We start from the raw sequence: 16,331 nt of genomic DNA on the forward strand, positions 1-16,331 counted from the left end.
GTCCACTCATGACGGGCGGGACGCCCATCCCACTTTCAAGAGTGGAAGTTATTTAATTCTCATTCCTAACTATAACCTTCTTCTCTTCCTTCGTGCCTTTCGCGCCTTCGCGGTTTGTTAAAAAAAGCCTTGTTCGCAAATTATATCAAAAAACTCTAACAACTTTCCCTTGTTGATACTTCCGACAGATGTCGAGATAGCTGTCACCATAGTATTCTAATCGCGAAACTTTTTAGGTAGAAAGCCTGTGAACAAATTTTTATTTCGAGCTGCGATCGGGCTATTAATGGCATTTTTTGGGGCAATCACCTATTATACAAACGACGTAGAAAATCCGGTAACAGGAGAGAGACAGCGGGTGCAGCTTTCTCCCCGCCAAGAGATAGTTTTGGGATTGCGGGCGCGAGATCAAATGGCCGCCAAGCACGGGGGGCTTTATCCCAGTCAGAGTATTCAGCAGTATCTCGATCGAGTAGGAGCGCGAGTTATCAACGGTTCGGTGGCGAAACAAGCGGGTTATCCGTTTGAATTCCACCTGCTGCGAGACGCCCAAACTGTCAATGCTTTTGCTTTACCGGGGGGACAAGTTTTCATTACTGCGGGGCTGCTGGGGCGGCTGAATTCGGAGGCTCAGTTGGCTGCTATACTCGGGCACGAAGCCGGTCACGTTGTCGCCCGCCACGGTGCGGAACACTTGGCAAAACAGCAGTTGGGCAGGGCTTTGGTAACGGCGGTTGGGGTGGCTACTAGCGACGATCGCGGGGGCGGGCAGCAGGCAGCATTAATTGCTCAAGCTGTCAATCAAGTTGTCGGTTTGCGGTACGGTAGATCGGATGAACTTGAGAGCGATCGGCTCGGTTTTCGGTTTATGACCGAGGCGGGTTACGATCCTAGAGGTATTGTTGAGGTGATGCAAATCCTCGGTGCCGCTAGGAAGGGCGAAGCGCCGCCGGAGTTTTTGAGTTCTCACCCCAACCCTGAAAACCGAGTGCAAAAGTTGCAAGCTTTAATCGCGCAAAATTACCCTAACGGCGTTCCAGCTAATTTGGAGTCGGGACGCGATGAGTTTGCGAGGAATGTGTCGCGCGGTTAGCAATAATTGCATCGGGCTTTACAAAAGTTATTACTATAGGCGGATCTAAGTTCGGCTTGGATTTGACACGATCGACTTAATGAGCGATCGAGCAATTGGAAAGTTGAAAACCATGATTGAATCTTGGATGATTATCGGCGGGGTGACTTTCTCCGTCGCTTTCGGCACTTTGTTTTTTAAACTGCGCGATATTAACTGGGCAGTCAAACTTCAAAGACCGGATTGGATGTTTTTTGAGCCTGCTATTCCGTTCATTTGGACAGTAATTTTTGCTTGCGGTGCCGGCAGCGCTGCTGTCGTTTGGGAACAGGAACCAGGGAGCATTAAAACTTGGCTGCTGATGGCTTTGTACTTGCTTTTAGAAATTGTCACAGTTGCTTATATTCCCGCTACTCTCAGAGCCAAAAGTCTGAAAGTAGGGACGATTTTGGGAGGGGCTGGCGAGATTTTGGGAGTTGTGCTGCTGTTGGCTGTTTTGCCGATTTCTCAAACCGCCGCTTTATTACTTTTGCCCTACGCGGTTTGGGGTGCGATCGGCACTTATACTACTTGGGAAATGATTCAGTTAAACCCAGAAGCTGCATAAATATAACGAACCGCGAAGACGCGAAGAATAACAGGCGAGACGCCTGTTCCACTAAGTAATAAAAGAGCCAGAGAATTTTCAGGCGATTCTGAAGTAAATAACCATCCGGTAACTACTAACTAACCATTCACAACTATAACGCTCTTATTTTCTATTTTCTTCTTTTGTGGAACAGGCGTCTCGCCTGTTGCTGTTCCGCTCTTATCTTCTATTTTCTTCTTTTGTGGAACAGGCGTCTCGCCTGTTACTGTTCGCGGTTATTAAAAAAAATATTGTTAATAATAGCAAATCCGTGCTACCGGGTTAACCGACCGATAGAGTGAGGGAATCCGCTTGACAGTGTGTGCGTATTAGATGAGAAAATAGATGAATAAAACTGCTTTAAATCAAAGGATGACAGTTATCAATGGCCATTAAAGACCAGCCCCAACCACCTCGTTTTCGCCAAATTAGCAATATTTTGTTATTGCTCTCAAGTTTGTTTTTGCTGGCAAACATCTTTTTACCGAATTTGTTCGGCCCTCAAATTCCGCAAGTACCTTACAGCTTGTTCGTCCATCAAGTGCAAGAACAAGATGTGGCGCGAGCTTCGGTAGGTCAAAATGAAATTCGCTACCAACTTAAAGGCGAAGGCGACAAACCCGGTCAAGTGCTGTCAACTACCCCGATTTTTGACCTGGATCTGCCTAAACTTTTGCAAGAAAAAGGCGTTGAATTTGCGGCAACTCCCCCTTCCAAAAATGGCTGGATCGGCAGTGTTTTAAGCTGGGTAGTTCCACCGCTGATTTTTGTGGCGATTTTTCAATTTTTCATGAACAGGCAGGGCGGTGGGCCGCAGGGTGCGCTGTCGCTGGGCAAAAGCAAAGCTAAGGTCTATGTAGAAGGCGAAGCGGCGAAAATTACTTTTGCCGATGTGGCTGGAGTAGAAGAGGCTAAAACAGAATTAGTCGAAGTTGTTGAATTCCTGAAAACTCCCGACAGATTTACGGCAATAGGTGCGAGAATTCCGAAAGGCGTGCTGTTAGTCGGGCCTCCGGGAACTGGCAAAACTCTGTTAGCAAAAGCAGTGGCTGGTGAAGCTGGCGTGCCGTTTTTTAGTATCTCCGGTTCTGAATTTGTGGAACTGTTTGTAGGTGTCGGTTCTGCAAGAGTTAGAGATTTATTCGAGCAGGCTAAGAAACAGGCTCCTTGTATTATTTTCATTGATGAATTGGACGCGATCGGCAAATCCCGCAGCAGCAACGCTAGCTTTGGGGGGAATGACGAACGCGAACAAACTCTCAATCAACTGTTAACTGAAATGGACGGTTTTGCGGCGGGCAATACTACGGTAATTGTGCTGGCTGCAACTAACCGCCCGGAAAGTTTGGATGCGGCTTTGTTGCGCCCCGGCCGTTTCGATCGCCAAGTTTTGGTCGATCGCCCCGACTTATCTGGCCGCGAAGCAATTTTGAACATTCACGCTCAAAAAGTGAAGTTGGGCCCGGATATTAACTTGAAGGCGATCGCCACTCGCACCCCCGGTTTTTCGGGCGCAGATTTGGCAAATTTGGTGAATGAAGCAGCTTTGTTGGCGGCGCGCAACAAACGCCTAACTGTAGCGCAGGAAGACTTTGCAGAGGCGATCGAACGGATTGTAGCGGGCTTGGAAAAGAAAAGCCGCGTGCTCAATGAAAAGGAGAAAACCATTGTTGCTTATCACGAAGTGGGCCACGCAATGGTGGGTGCTCTGATGACTGGTAATGGCGAAGTTGCCAAAATCTCGATCGTGCCTCGCGGTATGGCGGCTTTGGGTTATACTTTGCAGTTACCGACTGAAGACCGTTTCTTGTTAGATGAGTCGGAATTGCGGGGTCAAATTGCGACTTTGTTGGGCGGGCGATCGGCTGAGGAAGTTGTGTTTGGTAGCATTACTACTGGCGCTTCAAATGATTTGCAAAGGGCGACGGATTTAGCTGAACGGATGGTGACGACTTACGGGATGAGTAAGGTTTTGGGGCCTCTAGCTTACGATCGAGGTCAACAATCAATGTTCCTCAATGACGGTATGGGAAATGCCCGCCGTGCGGTAAGTGCTCAGACTGCTGAGGCGATCGACCAAGAAGTGAAGGAAATTGTCGAAACTGCACATCAGCAAGCTTTGGATATTCTGAAAGCAAATCGGGAATTGTTGGAAACAATTACGCAGAAACTGTTGGAAACTGAGGTGGTGGAAGGTGATGCACTTCGCGAATTCCTCTCTCAAGTGCGGCCTTTAGATAAGGTCGCGGCTTCAGTTAAATAGGGTTTAATCGGACTTACGCATGAGGCCTAGAAACCGGGTTTTTACGAGAATACTCCGCTGTAGGCAGCAGATTCGAGAAAAACCCGGTTTCTTTATTCCCAGCGCATCCCGGACTGTTTAATTCAAGCAGAGGTTAACGCAGATAAACACAGATGATGACAAAATATCATCTGCATTTTTTGGTATTTCTTAGCTCGTAAATTTTCAAGGAGAAGGCTTCGGAGCCGGTGCCCCCCGCAGCATTCCTTCTGTACTGAGGTCTTCATCGATTTCTTCCCAGTGAATGCCATAGCCTCCTCCGCATACTTCCCATTTTGCCCTTTGCTCGGGCGTTGCATTAAACAATCTGGGATACCAAATTAAAGGCACAGTAATGGTTCGTCCATCCATCAAATCAACACTAATTGTTTCTTCTGTAAAATGAATTTCCTTAACTCTCTCGTCCGCTCGAATCGCCAAAATACCCATACCAAGCCTCCAATAGCATTTGTTGATTTTCTTGTACTACCGACTGTATTTTCCGAAGTTCTTTAGCACTAAAACCAAGGTTGTTTGCCAAACTGACTGGCTCCAACCAAAATTTAACTGATGATTTGTCTCTGTCAATGTGGACATGAGGTGGTTCATTCGGTTCATGGCTGTAAAAGTAAAGTCGGTAAGGGCCTACTCGTAAAATAGTTGGCATAATTTCAGGTTATACAACATTTCAAGGCGAATATCTGTAAGTTTTGTATTCTATGATAGCACACTGCGATTTTATATTTTGGTTACAACCCTTTGATATACTGCCTCAATACAGGTGGCAGAGTGTAAAGACTTTCCTGTTTTTCTATCAAGCAGCGCCGCGATAAAGATTGGAGCGCGTTGAGTAAATCCGATGATGATATTTGTCCTTTTTCTAGTAATTTTGCTAGGTTGACTGGCTGGTTTTCTGCCGCCAACAATGACATAACTTGTTTTTCTAGTTCGGAAGTGCGATCGTACTGCTTCTGTAAAACATCTTTCAAATCTTCAGGCAACAATATGGTATCATCTAGTAATAATTCTGTCGCGCTGATTTCCAACTCTTGAATCAGATTCGCCACGCTTTTTAACCATAGGGGGTTGCCTTGGTAGCGGTGAATGAGTGCTTCACTGTTGTCGCTTTCTTCTAACCCATAATTTCTGAGTATTTCCCGTCCGGCTGCGATGTCTAAACCCTTGAGTTGTAAGGTACGAATAAGAGTGTTTTGGCTTTTAATTTGAGTCACTTCTCTGGGTTGTTCCCAACCGATTAGCAGAAAGCAACTTTGATGGGATAATTTTTCTATCTGTTTGAATAAAGAGCGATATTCTTCGCATTTTGGTTTAGATTTTCCTGCCAATTCCCCGCTACAGAAAAGGTTGTGAACGTCATCCAAGACTATTAAACAGCGATGCTTTTGCAAATACTTAACCAGCGGTAAGCGTTTCTGGTTTGTTGCGGATAAATCTAGGTTTTCTGACTGGGAAAAAAGCTGTGTTAGGTTAGATTGAAATGTATCTATGCTGGGGAATTCGTCGAGAGTATACCAAACTGCGTACTCAAACTCGTCTTTAATTTGTTGTACGAGTTGCACTGCTAAGGAGGTTTTGCCGATGCCGCTGATGCCTGTCAGCGCTATGAGGCGGCTGCGTTGTTGTAGAATCCAGGTGGTGAGGGTGTCGAGTTCGGGGGTGCGATCGTAGAAATCGCCCAACTCTGGCATTTCGCTTAAATCTTGATGTAGAGTTTTAGTTTGTTTTGAGTTAGATGTTTCTGGATTGGGTGGGCGTGAGTTTGGTATATTGGGCGGGTGTCTACTTTCTCCACAGATGTTGAAATTACCGATGGCTACAACGTCTTGTGCAAAGTTTGAAGAATTAGAGACTTGGAACCTCTCCATTGTGGAGCAAAAATTTGTTTTACTGACATCTTCCCCTAACTCCTCTGAAAGTATCTGCCATAATTCCGATCCGATTTCCCTGATGCGACTTTCAGAACAGTCAAAGTCTTTCGCTATTTCTTTGTATGTCTCGCGTTGTAGAGTTCCCCGCAGTACCGCTGCTTGTAAATCGTCAAGGTGGTGACCCGTTTTAGCAAATACTATATCATCAGCGAATTTTAACATTTCTTTAAGATTCATCTGGGTGCGAGATGCGAGAGCTTTGTGTATTGTAGCTCACATTTTCCAGCGTTTTAGCACATTTTCGTACATTTGCGTACAAAACCAGATTAAAGAAAGTAAAATTCGGAGAAAATTGTCGGCAAAATTGAACGTTTTTTAACTAGACAAAGCTTTTATTTTTAAGGATCATGGAAAAAGCATTAAAGGGTAAATTGAGGGATTAAACGCTTGGCGTTTTATACCCTGTAATGCTCTGTTAGACCGCAGTTGCGTTCTAATTAATAAGCTGTAGCGCCTCTAAGTTGTATAAATAGGGCGGCCAAGAGACCCGCTCCACAAGAGTTTTACAAATTGCGATTATTCAAATTAGATGCGGCACAGCTTACTTAGACCGTAACCACTAAAATAAGGAGTAAATAATGTCGGGTAAAAGCAAAAGCCGCAAGAGCATCCTTAGTGCTATTGAGTCACTTAAGCAACGCATTGCAGAGCATGATCGCAAAATTGCAAATGCTCATGAAATTCAAGATCGCTACCATGTCGAACATTGGCGTAAGGAGATTGCGGAGTTTAAGATACAAGTGAGTAAACTACAGCAAGAGGCAAGACTTGCCACAGATGATTGAAGTGCGATCGCCCTTAATTGTAGGTTGGGTTGACGCAAGGAAACCCAATATTTTGAACAAATACAATCTTTCAGATGGAAAAAGTGAATTAATGTCAGAAGAAAACCTCCAATTACTACTAGAGTCGGCAAAGAAGCTGCTCCGCGAAGCAGAAGATACGGGGCGAAGCTGTCCAGAATCAGCGCAATCAGCCGCCTTGACTGCTATTGGTAAGGCGCTTGTCGTAACGGCTTATCAGCTTTCTACCATTGCTGAACAGCTTGCCGCCACTAATCAACATCTTAGGAACGACTAAATGTTAGGGCGATCGCCCTTACTGGTAGGTTGGGTTGACGCTCGTGTTACCCAACCTTTTTTTACTCACAATCTTATCTATTTCGACTAATCTAATGCGATGTTGGCACGGAGGGCGATCGCCCAATCACGCATAAATATCGATCGCCCTCGATCTAATCCCCAGCCAACAAACCCGACATATTCAGCACTTTTTCTGACCAAATCCTGCCCTCTTCTCCTACTCTCATTCGTTGTTCCGCATCCTCCCAAATTCCTGGCCAAGAATATTGCCAGCAAGCTAACTGAATCTGCAACTCAACTAACTCAGCAGCTATTTCTATTTCTGCATCTTGAGCCGTCCATTCAATAAACAGCTTACTTTCTTGCAGCAAACTTTCAATTATTTCGCCATTTGCTGCATTTTGACAGCGAGATTTAATTCGTGCCAAATTCGATGCTAAATTTCCCAAACGAATGGGTAGTTCGTCTCGCAAATAGCGTTCCTTTAAACTATTCCAATCTCTCATAATCCTCCTAGTAACTGTTGAACGATATGAGCAACTTGTTGTCGAATCATCGGATCTTGAATTTTCATCGAACGATTGTTCTGACGGGGACGGATATTGATTAGAGATTCATAGCCTACCTCTTGTGTCAGCGGATACCAATCTGCTCCCCAAATATCTACCTGCTTACTCCCATTTTCTAGCAACACAGCTTCGCAATCAGCGTGAAGTTCTCCACCACCCGCCAAAATTCCCCGTTCGATTTTGGCAGATTGACGACAGCAAGATCCTCGGAGATATTGAAGCTGTGCAAGATAGTCCAACTCATGTCAGTATTTTGCCAAGCGCTACAATGCTTTTAGAGAAATATGAAGCAGCCCTGGCCCAGACACAGAGCGAATGGGAGAAAGTTTGATAGTTTAATTTAGTCAACGGGAGAACAGCAATGGCATGGGTGTTTAGCTTATCGGCTGAATGTGGCACAAAGCAATCTGAAGCACAGCAATTTGCTCAATATTTCAATGAAATTTCCTGGGTCATCTCAAACGGTAGACATTCCCAATGTCGGGCAGAAAGTTTTCAGGACATAGAAGAAAATTGGTGGTGTCGAGTTTGTCCAAGTGGCATCAGTGAGATTGGAATTGACACTCCAGAAAGTGCTTATTTAATGACGGAAATAGGTATATTTATGTATCAGAGTTTGCGGTTTGCTCCACCGTTTCGGTATGCTTTAGTTGGTATGGAAGTAGATGAGTTTAGAACCTACAGCGAATTGATTGAAGAGCCTGCCTTGGTTTTTCCTGGATTGGTTTTAGCTGAAGCTGTTTGGCAAGCAACGGGAGCATCTTCGGTTTTTCGATCTTTCTGTCTCGGATATGTTTGGAAGCCCTATGAAGGTGAAGTTTATAGACCACTACTAGCATCACCGGACTTAAAGAACAAGCTTGATGAATTGCTGAGCGTGGGGTAAATCCTTTTAGTGGAGACATCGCCCCCTGCCTATCTAATTTACACCCAACAAACCCAATCAACGCAGTAGTTTTTCCGATCGCACCCTCAAATTTTTAGGCGGTTTTACTGGCCTTCTTCTTTTTTCGATAGCGCGATTCTGCTATTGTTTGTTTGGTAAACTCTATTTCCTCAAAATCGACCTGCATCACAGCCGTCTTAAACTCCAGACCCAAAACACAGCTAATTTCAAGGAGTTCCATATAACTAGCACCTTGATAATCTTTCTTCTCGTGTTCCTTAAGGCGTTCAGGGTCCATATCCAACCTTTCTGCTAGTTCTTCCACGCTGATTTTTGCTGCCATTCGAGCTTTAATTAAAGCATCTGATAGTTTATTGAAATTCTCAACTACAACTTCGATCGGCTTACTCTTGTCCCACGCCATCAATCGTTCATATTCTGCTATTTCTTCGTGCAACTGATCCAAATGGCGCTGAATCGAACCTCTACCAGCATCCCATTTAAGGAAGTCCTTTCTTTTTGCTTCTTCATCCCGCTCCATTGCTGCTAGAGTTTTGTTGAATTTTTGCACCCAATCTTTGCTGACTTCATACTGAAATTCATTTTTAATCACGGTTCCCACCTCATTAAATCGAGCGCTATAATTCCTTTCTTGTTTTGCCCTCTGTCGCTTTGAAAAAATTCAAAGGAATTTTCTCCGTAATTGCCTACAGGTTCGTCTGAGGGAAAAATCTCTCCTCGATACTTAGCTTTTTGGGCATTTCGATCCTGATGATTGAACAATCTAGGAGCATTGATTCTCAGATACTCCCTGTCTACAGTTTCTCTATCGTAACAAGCATCAAAATCATTAGGTTTGTCTTTGCTGGTAACAAAACTACCATCAATATAGATAGTTCTAGCACCTGCCGCTTTTAACTGAGTCATTGCCAGTTTCAACCCCTTTATCATGTTTTTTCTGGGAACAGTCGTACCAAATCTTTCCTCAAACTCCTCCCATTCGCACCAATGAACTCCCCGTGGTAGATTGCCGTTTTCATCGAATTCTGGAATCACTTACTCACACCCGCGCCGCAAATTAGTTGTGCGAGTCGATCGTACCACAGCTATCATTATAAACATACAGAAACCCGGCTGCTTCAAAACACCGGGTTTCTAAATATTGTTTCTGCATTTTCGACTGATTAACTTCCGCTGACGTAAGCCATCACTGGAGAACCTTGCTGCTGCTGCGCGATTTCCAAAAGGCGCTGAATCCGATCCTCTGTCGGCGGGTGAGTGCGGAAAAGAGACTGCAAACCTTTAGTCGAAAAAGGATTCACAATCAGCAGCGGCGACATCGCAGGATTGCCGTGCATCGGAATTTCATGACCGATTTTCTCCAATTTTTGCAGCGCGTTTGCTAAACCGATGGGGTTATTGGTAATTTCCACCGCACCGCTGTCTGCTGCAAATTCCCTCGTCCGAGAAATTGCCATTTGAATTACGGTTGCTGATAGCGGTGCTAAAATGATTAAAAACAGCAACCCAAACGGATTCGGGCCTTGTCTGCTATCCCGCGTAACGGGGCCGTAAAGCGCTCCAAAAGTCAGAATTCGCCCGACAAAGGTAATCGCGCCGGCAATTGTTCCTGCAACTGCTTGAGTCAAAGTGTCGCGGTTGCGAATGTGCGTGAGTTCGTGCGCTATAACGCCTTCCAATTCTTCGCGGGAAAGCAGATTCATGATGCCTTCAGTAACTGCTATTGTCGCGTGTTCCGGGTCTCTTCCTGTGGCGAATGCGTTGGGAGATTGAGTGGGAACTACAAAGATTTTAGGTACGGGAATTTCGGCTTTTTCACTCAGCGATGCTACCATATCGTAGATTTCTGGTGCTTCGCTGCGGGCGATCGGGCGAGCGCGGTAAGCCATTAAAGCGGCCGTGTCGGAATAGTACCAAGAGCTAAAACTTGAGAAGGCTGCTAGGGCTAAACCGATGTAAAGTCCTTGCTCGTTGCCGATTAAGTAATAACTTCCTAAAACTAGAAGGCCGCTTAAGAGTCCTAAGAGAGCTGCAGTCCTGAGTTGATTTGTTCCTAGCATGGCGGGTTGAGGGCGATCGATATTTTGATATTTTTGAGCTTGTTATTAGATTTTCATACTTGGGGGCGGGATCGTATCTATCTGCCGAAGTAACTTGAGCGACAAATGGTAGTATTTACTGCAGATAATTTCTCATTCATGTGCGTTGTTAAGTTTATTCCTACCTACTTACTATTTTGCTATCTAAAATCTAAAATCTAAAATCTAAAATCTAAAATCTAACGCGATCGCGTCTCTATCTGCCGAAATAACTGCTGCCGCCAATAGTAGTATTTCACCTTTTCAGTCAGAAACACGGAATGCCTCGGGAGACTCTCTCGCCTGCTCTCAACAGGCCGCATAGCCACAGGATATGACATTTCCAGCCAGAACCTGCAAACCAGATTAAAAACAAAATAAACGCAGACAATCTTAAATCCATCTGCGTTTATCTGCGTTCATCTGCGGTTGAATTCTCGAACCCTAAACCGCTTGCACTTGCTTTTCCTCAACAGAAACAGGTTCTTGATATACAGTTTGAGACTCCGACGCCAAAAACTCAGCCAATTGAGCTTCGATTTCATCCCGCACAATCTGGCGGTATTCGAGGAAATGCTCGTTGTGAGCACAGACTGTCAAATAATGGTCCCAAACCGCAGGATTGCGTCTGAGAATGCTGAACAAATGATGCCAGAACTTCCACCGAGTTTTGCGCTTGACTCCCTGACGCCACACCACAGTTAACAGTGCTCGCAAGTCTATCCAACTGGGAACTCGAGCAGGTATATTTGCTGTAGGTGCACCTAACATTAAGAAATGGCGATAAGTCCGGTCTAAATATTTCTCAGCATCGTACACTTCGCAGAATGCCTCGACATATTCGCGGGCAATATCTTCGAGAGGCCGCGTCGGGATAAAGTTCATCAAGGTAGTCTGGTTGAGGTTGCCAGATTTGTCGCGCAACCGCCCTTCTTTTGCTAGTCTGTGGGACAATGCAGTGTGCGGCAAAGCTTGCAGCATTCCAAAGGTTGTGCTCGGAATGGCTGCTGCTTCGGCAAACTTGACAATCCGCTGACCGGCACCGGGTTTTTCGCCGTCAAATCCGATGATAAATCCGGCCATTACTCGCAAACCGGATTTGGCAATTAATTCTACGGATTCGATCAGGGAATTTCGGGTATTTTGGAATTTTTTCGTCATTTGCAGGCTTTCTTCATCGGGAGTTTCAATCCCAAGAAACACTGCATTGAAATTGCAAGCAACCATCATGTCCATCAATTCTTGGTCTTGGGCTAAATCGATGGATGCTTCTGTGTTGAAGGTAAAGGGGAATTTGTGTTCTTCTTGCCAGACTTTTAAGTCTTTTAGCAACAGTTTGACGCTGCGTTTGTTGCCGATAAAGTTGTCGTCTACCATGAACACGCCGCGCCGCCAGCCCAAGTTGTAGAGACAGTCTAATTCGGCTATCAATTGTTGGGGGGTTTTGGTGCGGGGTTTGCGGCCGTAGAGGACGATGATATCGCAGAATTCGCACTGGAAAGGACAGCCTCGGGAAAATTGAATTGACATTGAGTCGTAGGCGTCTAATTCCAGCAAATCGAAGCGGGGAACTGGGGTTGTGGTAACATCGGGTTTTACGCCGTCCGATCGATACATTCCGCTTTTTTCGCCGCGCCCTATTGCTTCGACAAACATCGGCAAGGTGATTTCGCCTTCGTCGAGAATCAGGTAATCTATGCCCGCTGCTTGAGGTTCTTCGGGTACGGATGTCGGGTAAGGGCCGCCGCAAGCTACGGATTTACCGCGCCGTTTTGCTTCGCGAATTATGGCTAGCAAATCTTCTTTTTGGACAATCATTGCGGAGAGAATAACGAGCTCTGCCCATTCCCATTCTGCTTCGGTGATTTGTCTGATGTTGCGATCGACTAACTTAAATTCCCATTCTTGGGGTAAAATAGCTGCTACCGTTACTAAACCCAGCGGTGGCAGCAGCACTTTACGATCGACTAATTCTAGGATTTTCTCGTAAGACCAAAATGTTTTCGGAAACAGCGGGTAAACTAAAAGAACTCGCATTATATGTTAAACCTCACCAAAAAACTGGGTCTGAAGCCCCGTCCTTATAGGACGGCTTTACATTGAATTAAATCCCCTTTCGGGGTCGGAGAGGGAATTTAATGCAACCTCTCCGATTTTTGGGGAATGGTTGCCCCAAACTCCCATTTCTGGGGTAAAGTTAGCTTCGACAAAGTTATAAAGGCTTGTTAGGCTAGCAGCACTGTCTCAGTGACCTTAAGACTGTTTAACCACTAGCGACAGAGCAAGGGACTAGCTTCGCATCCCAGGGTGTCGTGACCTAAATAACGTAGCTATTTAAAGCTTAGTCTGGTCAGAATGGCCTGTTAGATTTCTCTTTCAAGCCTCACGCCTTTAGGCTGAGGTTTCTGACATCAGTAAACAACTTGTGATCGGGCTGGCGGGGCGTGAGAGTTCGATCGACTCTCAAGACTTCATGTTAAGGCTAAAATTACGATCTTGCACTCGATCGAATATCTGGCGAGGGGTGACACCCCCTAAGACAAACAAATGGAGTGCAATTTTTAGCTTGCAGTTCCCTGTTAAAGTTTGCAAATGCTGATATCTTATCGTATTTGACCGTTAATTGACGATAATCCGATTTGAAAAGTGTAGGAATCTGGCCAAAAAGAATTTGAAACACTAGACTTGAATAGCATAAAGAATTAGGGACGGGCTAGAAGCCCATCCCACAAATTGTTTTTCTTGTGGGATGGGATTTGAGAAGCGCAAAAATAATTAGGGACGGGCTAGAAGCCCATCCCACAATCTTTCTTGTGGGATGGGCTTCTAGCCCGTCCGATTATTGGTGCGGAGTGTACGCGCTACTTTGTATTTTTATCTGAAATCCCGCTAGTTTTTAACATATCAGCAACTGTGCCGCAGTAACTCGGCATTCCTATGCTTTCGGGATTCACAAGATTTTGATAGGTAAAATGGCGGTAGCTGATGCAAAATCTATCCCAAGCAGCCACTTGAATTCGGAACAGCCAAATAAAGAAATCGGCCAGCCAAGGTGACAGAGTTATCCGAAAAAATATCTTTTTATTCAAATACTCGCAAGCTTGTTCTACCACTTCGTTAGCTGTAATCGCCGGATTTCCTAGCACAAAATGTCGCGGTTCATCGGAAGCGGGCGGATGTTCAACTAAATAATTAACTACTTTAGCAATATCTGCGCCGTGGATGAAGTGAAAACTGCCATCTGCCTTAAACCAGCGAATCAAACCAATCCATTTTGCGACAAGTGGCAGGCCAGATGACAAGTGAGAGACTGGTTTTTCTGCGTCTCCTCCCAATACTAATGTCGGGTAAAGTGCCGTAATCGGAGGCACATTTGTCAAAGCAGACAAATGCACCATGCAGTTGTATTTTGAGCTAATATAATCTGTCCCCAGTTCCCCGGCTTCTTTGAGCAAATTGTTGTCTCGACCGAGAATGCTGGCCGTTGAAAAATAAATTACTTGCTGGCAAGTCTGTGGCGAAAGTAGTTGAATTAGCTGGAGAGTTTTCGTTACGTTAACGTCAAAAACTTCTTGAGTTCCTCCCCAAGCAGTAGCGGCTACAATTGCTACATTTATTGTTTGAAGAAGTTCGGCAAATTGCTCGATATCTCGCATATCGCCTTGTAATACATGGATGCCGGGGCGGGCTTTCCAGTCAAATTTTAATTTTTCGGGGTTGCGAACTAAGAGGTAAAGTTCGTGGTTTGTTTCTTGAATCAAAGTTTCGGCCATGTAGTGACCGATACAGCCACTTGCACCCGTTATGAAAATTTTTTTGGCGTTCATTTTGCAGAAGGGGAAGGGGGGGACGGCAAGGGGGAGAATTGGGCTGTTTCATTCTCCTGCAATCCGCCAGGGGTTGAAACCCCTGGCGTCGGGCAAAAGTCGGTTGAAACTGAGATGTTGCACCATTCTCAATTAGTCTTTTATGAACAGACAAGATGCCTGTTCCACAAAAGAGTGAATTTTCTTGTGGAACAGGCATCTTGCCTGTTGCTGACAATGGTGCAAGATGTGAGTTGAAACCGACTGAAGAGCACCATTGTTAATAAAGGGCTTTTTTGTGGCTGGGGGCGGGTTTATTTAACCTGTCTGCACTCCTTAAAGCTATTGGTGAACCCGCCCCTACGGGATGTTTTATTCGCAAGGGTTATCTTTAGTGAGTTAAAACCGACTGAAATGTTAATCTTTAGTCCTCATAGCGAGGACTTTAGCTATGAGACAGGGGTTTCAACCCCTGTCGGATTGTCGGACTCAAGCAGCAACTGCAAGCAATTTGTCGGCTTGTTTTGCGGTTTCAAAGAAGAAACGCACGTTATCTTCGGGAGTTCCCGGTAAGACGCCGTGTCCCAAGTTGAGGATGTGTCCGCGATGACCGGCTTTGCGAATTGTATCAAGAATTCGATCGCGAATAAACGGTTGAGAACCAAACAACACGCCCGGATCGAGATTTCCTTGAACGTTCATATTCGGGCCCAAACGTCGCCGCGCGTCGGCCATATCCACTGTCCAATCGACGCTGATGATATCCGCGCCGGATGTTGTCATGCGTTCGAGGAGGCCGGCGCTACCGGTGACTAACAGAATTAACGGGGTGTCGGGATGGGTTTTTTTGACTTGCTCGAATACTTGTTTCTGGTAAGGTAGGGCGAAGGTGTCGTAGTCTTGCGGGGACAGTTGGCCGGCCCAGGAGTCGAACATCTGCACGACTTGGGCGCCGCAGTCGATTTGATAGCGCACGTAAACGGCGATCGCATCGGCGAATTTCGACAGCAACTGATGCAGTAAAGTTGGATCGGAAAATGCCATGTTTTTGATAATTGCATAATCCTTAGAACCTTTGCCCTCAACCGCATAGGCCGCCAGCGTCCACGGCGCGCCCACAAAACCGAGCACGGTGGATTTGTTGCCGACTTCCTCGCGCAGGGATTTCAGGATTGTTTTGATAAACGGCAAGCTTTCTTCCGGGTTCAGCGGTTGCAGCGCGTCGATTTGCTGCTGAGTGCGGATGGGTGCGTGGATAATCGGGCCTTTACCTTCGGCGATGTCCATGTCGATGCCCAAACCGGGCATGGGTGTGACAATATCGGAAAACAGAATTACGCCGTCGGGTTGAAACGCGCGCCACGGCTGAAGGGAAACTTCGATGGCCACTTCGGGAATTTCGGAACGTTCGCGAAATGAGGGATACTTTTCTCGCAAATCTCGATAGGCTTTCATGTAGCGACCGGCTTGGCGCATCATCCACACGGGCGGGCGGTCTAGGGTTTCGCCGCGGGCTGCCCGCAACAACAAGGGAACTTCATTTAATGCCGACATTTTAACTTTTCTCTACCTTAGATATTTCAATGCCTTTGGTAGCTTACCACTGTGCGATCGTCCTTTTTGACAAAATCGTTGTGTGTACAAATGTGTATTTTGCGATCGCGAAAGAAACTGAGACAATGGCTAGAACTCGAATCTAATGCTGGACGCAGGGGTGGTCAGAAACCGGGTTTTTTGCGAAGATGATGCGTTGTGACTCGTAGATTAGCTGAAAAACCCGGTTTCTTTGGGCTTGTTTCAATTGCGATCGAACTCTGGCAGTTTGCGAGGCTTAGGGAAAATCTTTTAAACGACGCTGTTTCGTTCTAACCCTCGCAGCTTTGCTGGGCAATGGTTTCAGCGATTGACTCGGCGGGCTTCAAGGAGTTTTGGCGGATAATTTTGGGCACCCTCGCAAAT

The 16,331-nt window shown here is 45.7% G+C and carries 17 protein-coding genes and 1 pseudogene; 7 read left to right on the forward strand and 11 right to left on the reverse strand.

Annotated elements, in window-relative coordinates:
* The first annotated feature begins 247 nt into the window (after window positions 1-247).
* The 3 genes from QUA50_RS23175 to ftsH4 all read left to right on the forward strand — a co-directional run bounded on the left by QUA50_RS23175 (window position 248) and on the right by ftsH4 (window position 3,963).
* Entirely contained in the window at window positions 248-1,093 is an 846-nt protein-coding gene (locus tag QUA50_RS23175) for a M48 family metallopeptidase (RefSeq protein WP_333267363.1), read from the forward strand.
* A 112-nt stretch (window positions 1,094-1,205) separates the two neighbouring features.
* Window positions 1,206-1,679 (forward strand): tryptophan-rich sensory protein, encoded by a 474-nt coding sequence (locus QUA50_RS23180; protein ID WP_333298879.1) that lies wholly within the window; start codon window positions 1,206-1,208, stop codon window positions 1,677-1,679.
* A gap of 406 nt (window positions 1,680-2,085) precedes the next feature.
* On the forward strand, window positions 2,086-3,963 hold the full coding sequence (gene ftsH4, locus QUA50_RS23185; RefSeq protein ID WP_333267367.1) for an ATP-dependent zinc metalloprotease FtsH4: 1,878 nt from the start codon (window positions 2,086-2,088) through the stop codon (window positions 3,961-3,963).
* 204 nt (window positions 3,964-4,167) lie between these two features.
* On the opposite strand, the gene QUA50_RS23190 is transcribed toward ftsH4, so the two are convergent.
* From QUA50_RS23190 to QUA50_RS23200, 3 genes are all read right to left on the reverse strand, one after another.
* Complete coding sequence (locus QUA50_RS23190) at window positions 4,168-4,431, reverse strand: DUF2442 domain-containing protein (protein ID WP_333267369.1); 264 nt, start codon at window positions 4,429-4,431, stop codon at window positions 4,168-4,170.
* Window positions 4,394-4,648 (reverse strand): DUF4160 domain-containing protein, encoded by a 255-nt coding sequence (locus QUA50_RS23195; protein WP_333267371.1) that lies wholly within the window; start codon window positions 4,646-4,648, stop codon window positions 4,394-4,396. Before QUA50_RS23195 ends, QUA50_RS23190 begins: the two co-directional genes overlap by 38 nt.
* 82 nt (window positions 4,649-4,730) lie before the next feature.
* On the reverse strand, window positions 4,731-6,107 hold the full coding sequence (locus tag QUA50_RS23200) for an NB-ARC domain-containing protein (protein WP_333267373.1): 1,377 nt from the start codon (window positions 6,105-6,107) through the stop codon (window positions 4,731-4,733).
* 401 nt (window positions 6,108-6,508) lie between these two features.
* Between QUA50_RS23200 and QUA50_RS23205 the strand changes: the two genes are divergently transcribed.
* Together QUA50_RS23205 and QUA50_RS23210 are read left to right on the forward strand one after the other, a co-directional pair.
* Window positions 6,509-6,715: a hypothetical protein gene (locus tag QUA50_RS23205; protein ID WP_333267375.1), complete on the forward strand. Its 207-nt coding sequence runs from the start codon at window positions 6,509-6,511 to the stop codon at window positions 6,713-6,715.
* Window positions 6,699-7,010 carry a hypothetical protein gene (locus tag QUA50_RS23210; protein WP_333267377.1) on the forward strand — a complete coding sequence of 104 codons (312 nt, stop codon included), beginning with the start codon at window positions 6,699-6,701 and terminating at the stop codon, window positions 7,008-7,010. The genes QUA50_RS23205 and QUA50_RS23210 overlap by 17 nt, the downstream gene beginning before the upstream one ends.
* A gap of 154 nt (window positions 7,011-7,164) precedes the next feature.
* Here QUA50_RS23210 and QUA50_RS23215 read toward each other — a convergent pair whose 3' ends face one another.
* Window positions 7,165-7,518, reverse strand: a complete 354-nt coding sequence (locus QUA50_RS23215; protein WP_333267379.1) for a hypothetical protein — start codon at window positions 7,516-7,518, stop codon at window positions 7,165-7,167.
* Entirely contained in the window at window positions 7,515-7,820 is a 306-nt protein-coding gene (locus QUA50_RS23220) for a DUF5674 family protein (RefSeq protein WP_333267380.1), read from the reverse strand. Before QUA50_RS23220 ends, QUA50_RS23215 begins: the two co-directional genes overlap by 4 nt.
* On the opposite strand from QUA50_RS23220, the pseudogene QUA50_RS29310 reads away from it, so the two are divergent.
* Together QUA50_RS29310 and QUA50_RS23225 are read left to right on the forward strand one after the other, a co-directional pair.
* Window positions 7,760-7,912: pseudogene (locus QUA50_RS29310) on the forward strand (Tse2 family ADP-ribosyltransferase toxin); the annotation flags it as partial. The gene QUA50_RS23220 and the pseudogene QUA50_RS29310 overlap by 61 nt on opposite strands.
* 30 nt (window positions 7,913-7,942) lie before the next feature.
* Window positions 7,943-8,467, forward strand: a complete 525-nt coding sequence (locus QUA50_RS23225) for a hypothetical protein (RefSeq protein ID WP_333267382.1) — start codon at window positions 7,943-7,945, stop codon at window positions 8,465-8,467.
* Between the two features lie 94 nt (window positions 8,468-8,561).
* On the opposite strand, the gene QUA50_RS23230 is transcribed toward QUA50_RS23225, so the two are convergent.
* The 6 genes from QUA50_RS23230 to hemE form a co-directional block, all read right to left on the reverse strand.
* Window positions 8,562-9,080, reverse strand: coding sequence for a DNA-binding protein (locus QUA50_RS23230; protein ID WP_333267384.1), 519 nt, complete (start codon window positions 9,078-9,080; stop codon window positions 8,562-8,564).
* Entirely contained in the window at window positions 9,077-9,523 is a 447-nt protein-coding gene (locus QUA50_RS23235; RefSeq protein WP_333267386.1) for a DUF6932 family protein, read from the reverse strand. Before QUA50_RS23235 ends, QUA50_RS23230 begins: the two co-directional genes overlap by 4 nt.
* A 128-nt stretch (window positions 9,524-9,651) precedes the next feature.
* The gene (locus tag QUA50_RS23240) at window positions 9,652-10,548 is read right to left on the reverse strand and encodes a M48 family metalloprotease (protein ID WP_333267387.1); all 897 of its coding nucleotides are present in this window, start codon (window positions 10,546-10,548) and stop codon (window positions 9,652-9,654) included.
* A 462-nt stretch (window positions 10,549-11,010) separates the two neighbouring features.
* Complete coding sequence (locus QUA50_RS23245) at window positions 11,011-12,603, reverse strand: B12-binding domain-containing radical SAM protein (RefSeq protein WP_333267389.1); 1,593 nt, start codon at window positions 12,601-12,603, stop codon at window positions 11,011-11,013.
* An 824-nt stretch (window positions 12,604-13,427) separates the two neighbouring features.
* Window positions 13,428-14,393: an NAD(P)-dependent oxidoreductase gene (locus QUA50_RS23250; RefSeq protein WP_333267391.1), complete on the reverse strand. Its 966-nt coding sequence runs from the start codon at window positions 14,391-14,393 to the stop codon at window positions 13,428-13,430.
* 468 nt (window positions 14,394-14,861) lie between these two features.
* Complete coding sequence (hemE, locus tag QUA50_RS23255) at window positions 14,862-15,926, reverse strand: uroporphyrinogen decarboxylase (protein ID WP_333267393.1); 1,065 nt, start codon at window positions 15,924-15,926, stop codon at window positions 14,862-14,864.
* Between the last annotated feature and the right edge of the window lie 405 nt (window positions 15,927-16,331).

This window comes from Microcoleus sp. M2_D5 (assembly GCF_036701935.1).
Taxonomy (GTDB): Bacteria; Cyanobacteriota; Cyanobacteriia; order Cyanobacteriales; family Microcoleaceae; genus Microcoleus.